The sequence below is a fragment of the Kiloniella antarctica genome, from assembly GCF_042682825.1.
Taxonomy (GTDB): domain Bacteria; phylum Pseudomonadota; class Alphaproteobacteria; order Kiloniellales; family Kiloniellaceae; genus Kiloniella; species Kiloniella antarctica.
In genome coordinates this window covers 386,224-397,684 of the sequence record NZ_JBHUII010000001.1, presented here as the reverse complement: position 1 = coordinate 397,684, position 11,461 = coordinate 386,224, and the positions used below count along the sequence as shown (strand labels likewise).

Annotated in this window: 10 protein-coding genes and 2 riboswitches; of the genes, 7 read left to right on the top strand and 3 right to left on the bottom strand. The window is 44.6% G+C overall.

The features are described from left to right. Positions 1-42: 42 nt before the first annotated feature. Together ACFSKO_RS01890 and ACFSKO_RS01885 are read left to right on the top strand one after the other, a co-directional pair. Positions 43-525: a peroxiredoxin gene (locus ACFSKO_RS01890; protein ID WP_380247821.1), complete on the top strand. Its 483-nt coding sequence runs from the start codon at positions 43-45 to the stop codon at positions 523-525. A gap of 482 nt (positions 526-1,007) precedes the next feature. Continuing rightward, the gene (locus ACFSKO_RS01885; protein ID WP_380247819.1) at positions 1,008-1,811 is read left to right on the top strand and encodes a flagellin N-terminal helical domain-containing protein; all 804 of its coding nucleotides are present in this window, start codon (positions 1,008-1,010) and stop codon (positions 1,809-1,811) included. Positions 1,812-1,848: 37 nt separating this feature from the next. On the opposite strand, the gene rnhA is transcribed toward ACFSKO_RS01885, so the two are convergent. The 3 genes from rnhA to ispH are packed head-to-tail and all read right to left on the bottom strand — an operon-like array spanning position 1,849 to position 4,230. Continuing rightward, positions 1,849-2,292, bottom strand: a complete 444-nt coding sequence (rnhA, locus tag ACFSKO_RS01880) for a ribonuclease HI (protein WP_380247817.1) — start codon at positions 2,290-2,292, stop codon at positions 1,849-1,851. Next, complete coding sequence (locus ACFSKO_RS01875; protein WP_380247814.1) at positions 2,289-3,254, bottom strand: homoserine kinase; 966 nt, start codon at positions 3,252-3,254, stop codon at positions 2,289-2,291. Before ACFSKO_RS01875 ends, rnhA begins: the two co-directional genes overlap by 4 nt. Before the next feature lie 7 nt (positions 3,255-3,261). Further along, complete coding sequence (ispH, locus tag ACFSKO_RS01870) at positions 3,262-4,230, bottom strand: 4-hydroxy-3-methylbut-2-enyl diphosphate reductase (protein ID WP_380247812.1); 969 nt, start codon at positions 4,228-4,230, stop codon at positions 3,262-3,264. Positions 4,231-4,534: 304 nt separating this feature from the next. Between ispH and ACFSKO_RS01865 the strand changes: the two genes are divergently transcribed. The 5 genes from ACFSKO_RS01865 to ACFSKO_RS01845 all read left to right on the top strand — a co-directional run bounded on the left by ACFSKO_RS01865 (position 4,535) and on the right by ACFSKO_RS01845 (position 11,335). Continuing rightward, positions 4,535-5,074, top strand: coding sequence for a hypothetical protein (locus ACFSKO_RS01865; protein WP_380247810.1), 540 nt, complete (start codon positions 4,535-4,537; stop codon positions 5,072-5,074). Between the two features lie 292 nt (positions 5,075-5,366). After that, positions 5,367-5,477: riboswitch (glycine riboswitch) on the top strand. Next, positions 5,478-5,575: riboswitch (glycine riboswitch) on the top strand. A 51-nt stretch (positions 5,576-5,626) separates the two neighbouring features. Then, entirely contained in the window at positions 5,627-6,730 is a 1,104-nt protein-coding gene (gcvT, locus tag ACFSKO_RS01860) for a glycine cleavage system aminomethyltransferase GcvT (protein WP_380247808.1), read from the top strand. Positions 6,731-6,828: 98 nt separating this feature from the next. Beyond that, a complete protein-coding gene (gcvH, locus tag ACFSKO_RS01855; protein WP_380247806.1) occupies positions 6,829-7,206 on the top strand; it encodes a glycine cleavage system protein GcvH in 378 nt (125 codons plus the stop codon). 154 nt (positions 7,207-7,360) lie between these two features. Continuing rightward, positions 7,361-10,249 (top strand): aminomethyl-transferring glycine dehydrogenase, encoded by a 2,889-nt coding sequence (gene gcvP / locus ACFSKO_RS01850; protein ID WP_380247804.1) that lies wholly within the window; start codon positions 7,361-7,363, stop codon positions 10,247-10,249. Positions 10,250-10,570: 321 nt separating this feature from the next. Then, a complete protein-coding gene (locus tag ACFSKO_RS01845; protein ID WP_380247802.1) occupies positions 10,571-11,335 on the top strand; it encodes a class II glutamine amidotransferase in 765 nt (254 codons plus the stop codon). Positions 11,336-11,461: the final 126 nt, after the last annotated feature.

Genomic DNA, 11,461 nt, shown 5'->3' with positions numbered 1-11,461 from the left:
TTAAAGGATACCTTTCAATTTAATACTTAGAGGAATTATATAATGGCAATCGCTGTTGGAGATAAAGTTCCATCTGTTTCTGTTTGGACAAAAAATGAAGACGGAATCAGTACTCTTGATGTTGCTGAGTTCTGTTCAGGTAAAACCGTAGCTCTTTTTGCTGTACCTGGCGCCTTTACACCAACATGTCAGGAACAACATTTCCCAAGTTTCAAATCCAATGCGGCAGCACTAAAAAACAAAGGTGTTGATGCTATTGCCTGTATGTCTGTGAACGATCCATTCGTGATGCAAGCCTGGGGAAAGTTGCTTGATGCAGAAGGCGATATCATGATGCTTGCAGATGCAGAATGCGAATTAGCTACGGCCTTTGGACTTACAATGGATGCTTCTGGTGCAGGCCTTAGACAGCGAGCTTCGCGTTTCTCGATGCTTATTAAAGACGGGGTTGTTACGGCGCTTCATACTGAAGAAGCAGGCGGATATGAACAATCGAGTGCGGAAGTACTCTTAAACGACATTTAATAAATTTTTAAAAAAGAGAGAAGGATCTAAATGTCCTTCCCTCTTTTTTGGGTACAGACAAAAGCTATAGATATCTCGGGTGAAAGTAAAACTTCGGTATACAAACGCAATCTATGGAAGTTGTCATGTCCTGTAGAAATATTTCTCAGAGAAGCGGATAAGTATAAAGCAGGCCAAGAGTGATTCATTGTTTTACCGCGTCACAGTGTTATTTTAGCATTTATATGCTGTTATTCATGAAGGTCGTGGTATCTCGTGCCTTTGGTGTACGCCGAGCGTATGCGATACTGGGCACCTATAAGTATTTGAAATTTCAAAAAATAATTTGATTAATTAAAATTATGAAAAATTCATCTTAAGTTTAAGTTTATTTGAAAACGTAAAATATTGATTTTTTTTCTAATTAGAGTATATTGATTGTTTAGTATTGGTGCATTGCGCAGGTATGCGCTTAACACTCTCTAAGTATTGGAGACGGTCAAATGCCTACCGTTAATGGCGCGTCGATTGGTGCGGCGTCTCTGCAAAATTCACGTTTGCAGCATAACACCATTAATAAACTTGCAAGTGGTTCTAATATACCAAGAGCTTCCGATTCGGCAGCTTCTTTGGCAATTTCAACAGTATTGCAAGCTGACACCGTTGTTCTTAACCAGAACGCGGCAACAGCAGCTCAGGGCGCAAGCATCGGCCAAATCGCCGATGGCGGTCTTGCTCGAATTTCTGATGGTTTGATCAGAATGAAAGAGCTTGCTGCGCAAGCTTTGTCTGGTACTCAAGACCCCGCAAGCCTGTCTGCGATTAATGCTGAATTTGTCCAGATTCGGGACGGAATATCACAGATTGCCGAGAGCACGACTTTTAATGGTCGGGGACTCTTGGATAATACGGATAGTTCCGATTTCCTTATTGGTACAGATGTCGGTGATACTATATCGTTAGACGGTGCCGATGCGACTGGGCTGGCACTCGGTATTTCTGGCCTTACAGTTGATACTACCGCAAATGCGACAGCTGCGTTTGGGGCAATAGATAATGCTTTAAGTCAGGTCAGTGGTTTTCGAGCTAACGTGGGAGCTACGATTTCACGATTTGAGGTTGCGGGTGAAAATATCTCAAGCCAGATTGAAAATGTTACAGCCGCGAATTCCTCGCTAGCTGATGCAGATATTTCAGCGCAAGTTACGAGCCTCGTGACGTCAAGAGTTTTGAATGAAGTTGAACTTGCTATGCAAGCGCAAGCAAACAAAAATCCTCAAGCTCTTCTTAAGATTTTAGAAAGTTAAGTTCTACAGTTTTTTGTATGATTAAAAAGGCATGGTTTTATTTGTATGAAGCCATGCCTTGTCGTGCGAGTTCGTCAGCACGTTCATTTTCTGGATGTCCTGCGTGACCTTTAACCCATTTCCACTCGACATCGTGGATTTTTAAAGCTTCAACAAGCTGTTTCCAAAGTTCGACATTCTTCACAGGTTTCTTGTTAGCTGTTTTCCAACCATTTTTTTGCCAGTTGAAGATCCATTTAGTGATACCATCTTTTACGTAGACGCTATCGGTCGTCAAGATAACGTAGGATGGCTTTTTAAGGGCATTTAAGGCTGATATAGCACCTTGAAGTTCCATGCGATTATTCGTGGTTTCTTGATCACCGCCACAGAGCTCTTTTTCATTATCTTTGTAAAGCAGTAAGGCTCCCCAGCCTCCAGGACCCGGGTTCCCTGAGCATGCGCCGTCTGTGAAAATATTTACTGGCGTTTTATTGCTCATAAGATGATCCCGTAATCTGAAACATTTTTAACGGACTGATGGAATTTTAGTTTATTGAGGTATTCTAGGGGATCTTTAGGCTTAACGAAGGCACCTTCTGGATGATTTACCCAATCGTAAAGACGGGTTAGTAAAAAGCGTAAAGAAGCACCGCGGGCAAGAATGGGCAGGGCCTTTAACTCTTCTTTTGTGAGAGGTCGGACCTCCTGATATGCTTTGATGAGCAACTGTGCTTTTGTTATATTAAACGAGTTGTCCAGTTCAAAACACCACGCATTTAAACAAATGGCAATTTCATAGGCGAGTAAATCATTGCAGGCGAAGTAGAAGTCAATAACGCCGGAGAGTTTTTCGTGTATGAAAAATACGTTATCTTGAAACATGTCGGCGTGGATGACGCCTTTGGGTAAAGTATCGGGCCAGTTTGCGTCAAGGAAAGTAAATTCGTCTTTTAGGGTTTGGGTTAGTCCGAGTTTTATTTGCTCGCCTTTTTCCTCACAGGCGTTGAGTACTTCTTCCCAGCCATCAACAGAAAGTGAGTTTGGACGTTGTATTTTGAAATCTTGTCCAGCGAGATGCATTTCGGCCATGGTTCGACCTAAAGCGCGACAATGAAAAGGTTGAATTCTCCGCGGCCACATGCCTTCCAAAAAGGCCGTTATAGCTGCGGGACGCCCGCAAAGTTCACGTAAGTTATTTCCATCTTTTCCGGCAATAGGAACTGGGCAGGATATGCCTTTTGCAGCAAGGTGCTGCATGTATCCCAGAAAGAACGGCAGATCTGTTTTTTCTACACGTTTTTCATAAAGAGTAAGGATGAAAAGCCCCAAGGTCGTATGGAGAATAAAGTTGGAATTCTCTACACCCTCGGCAATGCCTTTCAGAGAAAGAACCTCTCCGATGTTATATTCGGTGAGAAATGCGTCGACCTCATCGTCGGGAACTTCTGTATATACGGCCATTGAAGTCTCAGTGAATTTCTTTGTTTGTTGTGGTGTCCAGTAAAGCTTTGGGAACTCTAAAGACGACGTTCTCATCACGAATATTGATCTCTTCGATGGTGACGTCAAAGTGATCTTTACAGGCTTCGATGACTTCTTCAACGAGCACTTCTGGTGCCGATGCCCCGGCGGTGATGCCAAGGGTTTTGACGCCCACTAACTGTTCCCACTTTATATCGACAGCCCGTTGAACGAGAGCTGATTTATCGCAACCTTGTTTAAAGGCGACTTCAACTAATCTCTTTGAATTTGATGAGTTGGGAGCGCCGATGACAAGCAGGGCTTCACAGCGCTTGGCGATCGCTTTGACGGCTTCTTGTCTATTGGTGGTTGCGTAACAGATATCTTCTTTTTTCGGTTCAGACATGTTGGGAAACCGGCGCATTAATACTTTTACAATAGAGGCCGTGTCGTCAACAGAAAGCGTTGTCTGGGTGACGTACGCCAAATTATCGGGGTCAGAAACTTCCAGTTGTTCAGCGTCTTGTTCTGTTTCAACAAGAACAATAGATCCTTCGTCGATCTGTCCCATGGTGCCAATGACTTCGGGATGCCCTTCGTGACCGATGAGAATGACCTGCCTGCCGTCTTTCTCGTGGCGTTCGGCTTCTCTATGGACCTTGCTTACAAGAGGGCAAGTGGCATCGAAATAGAGCAACTCTCGGGCTTGCGCTGCTGCCGGAACCGATTTTGGTACGCCGTGGGCTGAAAAAATAACAGGGAGGCCTTCGGGGACTTCGTCAAGTTCCTGGACAAAAATAGCACCTTTTTGCTCTAGGTTCTCAACAACGAAACGGTTGTGTACGATTTCGTGCCTGACGTATACGGGAGCACCATGTTTAATCAATGCGCGTTCAACGATTTCGATCGCACGATCAACTCCTGCACAAAAACCTCGGGGGCTGGCGAGTAAAATGGTTAGAGATGGTTTCGTCATGAAGCTTGTCCGTATTTTCCCACGAGAATAACTCATGTTGATTCAGGGGCAACCTAATACACAGTTAAAGGCTAGAAAAGGCTTAAAGATAAAGTGGAACATCTTAGGGTAAAATACCGTGGTATAACAGTAGGGGTGTGTTCCTGCTTTGCAATGCTACAAATAGTCGTTAAAGTTGCCTCGAATCTTTCAAAACAGTTTTCCTAAAAGCTGTGATGAATATGGAAAAAATGAGGATGGGTAATGCTCTTGTAGAGTTGCTCTGATCATAATTTATAGGGTTAAAAGGTTTATGGGGCGTTTAATGAATTGGTCGCTATCTCGTCTGTTATCTATGCTTGCTTTGGCTGGGGTTACATTATTCGGGCTTGCTGGCTGTGGATTGATCGAACCAGAAAAGGCTCCTCCGGCATGCCCGGAAATTGTTGTGTTGAAAGAAGCGCAGGAGATGACACGTTTTCAAGGTAACGGGCGTGATCTAACGGATGTAACTTTCGAAGCCAGCATTAATAATTTTGTGAGGGGGTGTATTCTCGATGAAGAGACAAATGTCCTAAAAAATCAGCTGGTTGTCCGTTTTGAGTTGAATCAAGGGCCTGCAAGCGACGGAGGTGCGAAGTTTAATTATTTTGTTGCCGTCGCAACACATGATCGTAAAATTTTATCGAGAGAGTCTTTCTCTCTCGTCGCTCCTTTTGAGGGAAACAGAACCTCTGTGGCCATCGTTGATAACATATACCCTTCTATTTCCCTTGGTCGTGGGCAGACTGGCGAAGATTATATAGTCTTTATTGGCTTTGAACTTTCACGCAGTGAGCTTTATTATAATAAAACCAAACTATAAGCTCGGAAAACGATAATTCTCTCCCGGAGGGACGTATAGTACTCTTGTTGATTTATACTTGGGTAAGGCTTTGGGACGTAATTTTTAAACGTATCTTCCTAATTTGATTTGTTTCTGATCAGAAGTCCTTGATGAGACATCGCTTAAAATTTCCTTTTGGAAATAAGTCTATGATATTGAATAAATTTGGTCGCGTTCACTTAAAATTGTGTCGTGGCTAGTTGACTTTTGTTCAGAACAGCGTAAATGATTACAAATCAGGTTGTAGCTATACAATTTGATATTTGCCGTAATACCTCTCGCGGGAGAGTCTGTTAAAAAGTTTCCGACAGGAAATTTTTTGAATGGCGCCGAAGGAGCAACCGCCCCGGAAACTCTCAGGCACACGGACCGCAGAGGCAGGCAACTCTGGAAAGCTTTGCAAAATGTAAAGCACCGACGGAGTAAGCAGGAGTGTTTTATCTCTTGTGAATCTCTCAGGTTCTAAGACAGAGGGGGATGCAATAGTCGATTGACTATTGTGTTTTGTCCTTTGTGCTACGGAGCTTGTTTATGTCGGAAAACCTTAAAAAAACACCCCTTTATGATTTGCATGTGGAATTGGGTGCCAAAATGGTTCCTTTCGCGGGTTATTCCATGCCTGTGCAATACCCTGCTGGAATCATGACCGAACATAAACATACCCGTACTGGTGCAGCCATCTTTGATGTGTCTCATATGGGTATTGTTCGTTTGATGGGTGAAAACGCAATTCCCGCACTTGAAAGTTTATTACCTGCAGACCTCGAAAACTTAGCTGAGAACTCAATTCGCTACAGCTTTTTTACCAATGATGCCGGCGGTATTCTTGATGATTTGATGATCACAAAAGTCCCCGGCGGTTTGAGCTTAGTTATTAACGCTGCTTGTAAAGACGCGGATATTGCGCACATCAAATCTAAAATTGGGAACCAAGTTGAAGTTGAAGTTGAGTACGGCAATGCTCTTATCGCACTTCAAGGACCTAAATCTGTAGACGTACTTACTCGCTTTGATGCCCGCTGTGCTGACATGAAGTTTATGACATTCATGACGTTGGACATTAATGGCGTTAGTTGTCAGGTAAGCCGTTCAGGCTATACAGGCGAAGATGGGTATGAGATTGCAATTCCGGGCGATAAAGCCGAGGCAATTGTCCGCCGTCTGTTGGACGAGCCAGAAGTTGAAGTTTCCGGTTTAGGCGCGCGCGATTCTCTCCGGATGGAAGCTGGCCTTTGCCTGTATGGCAATGATATCGATACCACAACAACTCCAATTGAAGCTGGTCTGATTTGGGCTATTCAAAAAAGGCGCCGGACCGAAGGCGGCTTTCCAGGCGACGATGTGATTCTTAAACAGATAGCCGATGGGGCGCCCCGTCGGCTGGTCGGTATTCTTCCTGAAGGCCGTGCACCATTACGGGCCGGTGTTGAAATTGCGAACGCTGACGGTGACGTCGTTGGTAAAGTGACTAGCGGAGGCTTTGGGCCATCTGTTGGCGGGCCGATTGCAATTGCTTATGTGGCTTCAGACTACAAAACACCAGATACTGCGTTGAACGCTTTGGTCCGCGGTAAGGAGTTGCCGTGTCGTGTTGTGAAAATGCCGTTTGAGCAAAAAAGCTATTTCCGCGGTTAATAATCAGACTTCCCTTGGGATAATTCCCAATAAAACAGGGCTACGTCCCACATAACAAACCCTTGAATAAAAAAACATTAGGTAAAAGGATCAGGATTATGAGTGAAGTTAAATTCAGTGAAGACCACGAATGGATTGTTGTTGATGGTGACATTGGCACAGTAGGAATTACAGAATTTGCTCAAGAGCAGCTTGGCGATGTCGTTTTTGTTGAAGTACCTGAAGAAGGTAAAGAGCTTGAGCAGGGGGATGAAGCTGCGGTTGTCGAATCTGTTAAAGCCGCAAGTGAAGTTCTGGCCATTTGTGATGGTGAAGTAATTGAAGGTAACGAAGCTCTGGCTGATGAACCAAGCCTGGTAAACTCTGCCCCAATGGGTGAAGGCTGGTTCTACAAAGTCAAGATCTCTGATCCTTCGCAGCTTGATGAACTCATGGATGCAGATGCCTACAAAACCTTCATTGAAGGCCAAGGCTAATAAATTTGGGCTAAATGGGTTGTTTCATAACTCTCAAATTTAGCTCAAAAGTTTTAGCCCGTAATTTTTAAGAAAGACTGCACTAACGAGTGCGTTTGGATAATACCAGCCCTTTGCAGGGCTGGGCATTCATCTGATGATTAAGGAATTCGTCATGTCTGATACAAAAATGTCTCTTCTGGACTTAGAACAGAAAACTGATTTTGTTCGTCGCCACATCGGCCCGAATACTGCTGAGCAAACTGAAATGCTTGCATTGCTTGGGCTTGGCTCTTTGGAAGAGCTTTCTGACAAGACTGTACCAAAAGCTATTCTGGAAACAGATGCTCTTGCTTTGGCGGGAAGCCAGACCGAAACTGATGTACTTGCTCACGCCCGTTCAATTGCGATGAAGAACAAGGTTTTTAAATCGTTCATCGGTATGGGCTATTACGGTACGCATGTTCCAAAAGTCATCTTGAGAAACGTTCTTGAAAATCCAGGTTGGTATACGGCCTATACGCCTTATCAAGCTGAAATTTCACAAGGCCGTCTTGAAGCAGTTTTGAATTATCAGACAATGATTACTGATCTTTCGGGCATGGAGTTAGCAAACTCTTCCATGCTTGACGAGGGCACGGCTGCGGCTGAGGCGATGACTTTCTGTCGTCGTGTGGCTAAAAGTAAAGCAACAGTTTTCTTTGTTGATCAGGATTTATTGCCGCAAAGCATCGCGGTAATTAAAACGCGTGCTGATGCGCTTGGTTATGAAGTTCTTGTGGGGGATCCGCGTAAAGATTTGGATCCGACAGCTGTATACGGTGCTTTATTCCAGTATCCGGGTGTTTCCGGTCGTATTGATGACTATAGCGATCTCATTGCGGCTATTCAGGCAAACAAGGGCCTCGCAGGTTTGGCTGCTGACCTCCTTGCGTTGACATTGATCAAAAGCCCTGGTGAGCTAGGTGCTGATTTTGCGATCGGTTCTGCGCAACGCTTTGGTGTTCCAATGGGCTTTGGGGGGCCGCACGCTGGATATTTTGCAACGCGTGATTCTTTTAAACGTTCTATTCCTGCTCGTTTGGTTGGTATGTCGGTTGATTCTCATGGGGAACCAGCTCTTCGTATGGCTTTGCAGACCCGTGAGCAGCATATTCGTCGTGATAAAGCGACAAGTAATATTTGTACTGCTCAGGCGCTTCTTGCCAACATGGCAGGTTTTTATGCGACCTATCACGGCCCTGAAGGTCTCAAGACAATCGCGCGGCGTGTTGCCCGATTAACATCGATTTTTGCTGCGGGCCTAAAGGCTGCTGGGATCGAAGTTCTTCACGACGCTTTCTTCGATACTGTGTCGATTAAAGTTGAAGGTAAAGCAGACGCTATTGCTGCAAAAGCCCGTGATAATAAAATGAACCTTCGGGTCGTGGACGCTGATACTCTTGGTGTTTCTGTTGATGAAACGACCTCTCGTGATGATATCGAAGTTCTGTGGTCTGTATTTGGTGTTGCTGGTCCATCAGTTGTTGAGCTAGACAAAACAACTGATAGTAATCTTCCTGTGGCGCTTGCACGTCGTACAAAGTTTCTAACTCACCCGACCTTTAACAGCTACCACTCTGAAACAGAGATGATGCGTTACCTTCGGAAGTTAGCTGATAAAGATATCGGTTTGGACAGGGCAATGATCCCACTGGGGTCATGTACAATGAAGCTGAACGCCGTGACAGAGATGATCCCGGTTACTTGGCCTGAGTTTGGGGAAATTCATCCCTTCGTTCCTCTTGATCAAGCACAAGGTTATGTTGAGCTTATCAAAGATCTGGAAAACATGTTGGTTGAGATCACTGGGTATGATGCGGTTTCTCTTCAGCCTAATTCTGGTTCACAAGGTGAATACGCTGGCTTGTTGGCGATCCGTAAATACCATGAAAGCCGTGGTGATTTGCAACGAAACATCTGCCTGATCCCTGCCTCAGCTCACGGAACAAATCCAGCTTCAGCGGCTTTGGCCGGAATGAAAGTTGTGGTTGTTAACTGTGACGAAGAAGGCTACGTCGATAACGAAGATCTATATGCCAAAGCAGAAAAGCATCAGGAAAATCTTGCTGCAGTAATGATTACCTATCCTTCTACACATGGTGTGTTCGAAGAAGAGGTTCGTAAAACCTGTAGTATTGTTCATGATTTCGGCGGTCAGGTTTATGTCGACGGTGCAAACATGAATGCGATGGTTGGTCTTGCTAAACCGGGGCATTTTGGTGGTGATGTTTCCCACCTTAACTTACATAAAACATTCTGTATTCCACACGGTGGTGGTGGCCCAGGTGTTGGCCCGATCGGGGTTGGTAAACATCTTGCTCCGTTCTTGCCAAATCATTCCTTGGTTAATGAAGCTGGACCTGAAACAGGTCAGGGTGCTGTTACTTCTGCTCCTTGGGGATCTGCGAGTATTCTACCTATTACTTGGAGCTACCTAAAGTTAATGGGGTCGGCTGGCTTGAAAAAAGCCACACAGGTTGCAATTTTGAATGCAAACTATTTAGCCAAACGTCTCTCTGATCACTACCCCGTTCTATATAGCTCCAAAAACGGTATGGTGGCGCATGAGTGCATTATTGATGTGCGTCCAATCAAAGATGATATTGGCGTTACTGTTGATGATATCGCTAAACGTTTGATTGATTATGGTTTTCACGCACCAACAATGTCTTTCCCAGTGCCTGGTACATTGATGATTGAACCTACTGAATCCGAATCAAAATATGAGATTGATCGTTTGGCTGATGCAATGATTTCAATCCGTAAAGAGATTGATCGAGTAGCTTCAGGGGAACTCCCGCTTGAGGACAATATGCTATGTAATGCACCGCATACTGCTGCTTCAATGCTCTCTGAGACCTGGGATCATCCTTATTCACGTGAAGAAGCTGCATACCCTGTAGCTGCTCTGCGTGATGGTAAATATTGGGCACCTGTTGGACGTGTGGATAATGTCTACGGTGATCGGAATCTAGTTTGCTCTTGCCCTTCTATCGAGAGCTATAGAGACGCGGCTGAATAGGCCGCTGCAACGGAGAGACCAGATGAGGCCAATTGCTGGGTGTCTCATTGATCTGATCTCTCCGTCCTGACTGGGCGCGTATGTTAGGCAAGGGACGGCTTAACATACTTGGAATGGGGCCGCACCTCATTCCCGCCCGTTGCTGGGACTGGAGTTCGCGTGCAAACGCGGACTCCTTTTTTATTTTATTGCTACCAAGATGTCTATTGCTGATTTTATTAATGGGAGTACCATGGCCGAATTCCCCATATGAACTTTGTTGAAAATGTCATATGAATGAATGGGGAACCCTTAAATCAGTAAAAAATTTGGAGTGTATTTATGTGCCGTTGGCTAGCCTATTCCGGAGATGAGATATTTTTGGAAGAACTCCTCTTTAAGCCTGAAAACTCGCTAGTTGAACAATCTCTGCATGCAACAGAGGCAAAGGTAGCAACGAACGGTGATGGCTTTGGGGTCGGGTGGTATGGTCAAAAAGAAATTCCCGGTTTGTATCGAGAAATTATGCCAGCATGGAATGACTGTAACCTTCAGCACTTAGCAAACCAAATTCGCTCGTCACATTTTTTTGCTCATGTCCGAGCTTCTACAGGGACTGCGACTTCTCGGGCAAATTGTCATCCCTTTGCTTATGATAATTGGATGGGAATGCATAACGGTCAAGTCGGTGGATATGAACACTTTAGACGACCACTTGAAGCCCATATTACTGACGAACATTATGCCAAACGGATGGGGACTACAGATAGTGAAGCCTTGTTCTATATGCTATTCAAACTTGGTTTGAAACGTGACCCTGTCAACGCAATCAGAACAATGGTTGAAATCGTTACCAGCTTACAAAAGCAATATCATATTACAGAAGCTTTCCGCTGTACGATGGCTATAACAGACGGCACACGGATTTACTGCCTTCGGTACTCGAGTGATCGCTATGCACCCTCATTGTACTGGAGACATCAAGATGGACGCCTAGTCGTGGTTTCTGAGCCTTTAACAGATGATCATACGGATTGGAACAAAGTTCCTGAATCTCACATCTTGATTGCCAACAGAGCTGATGTGGAAGAAATCGTCGCACTTTAAAGCGTCATTCTATTGATTAAGGGGCCAAATTTTATTGTAACCTCTTTTTTTAATGTCTTTACTAGAGCTGATACCGCATTGGATTGTTAGGATCATCTGTTCAAATCAAGCTACTATTTGTGTCGC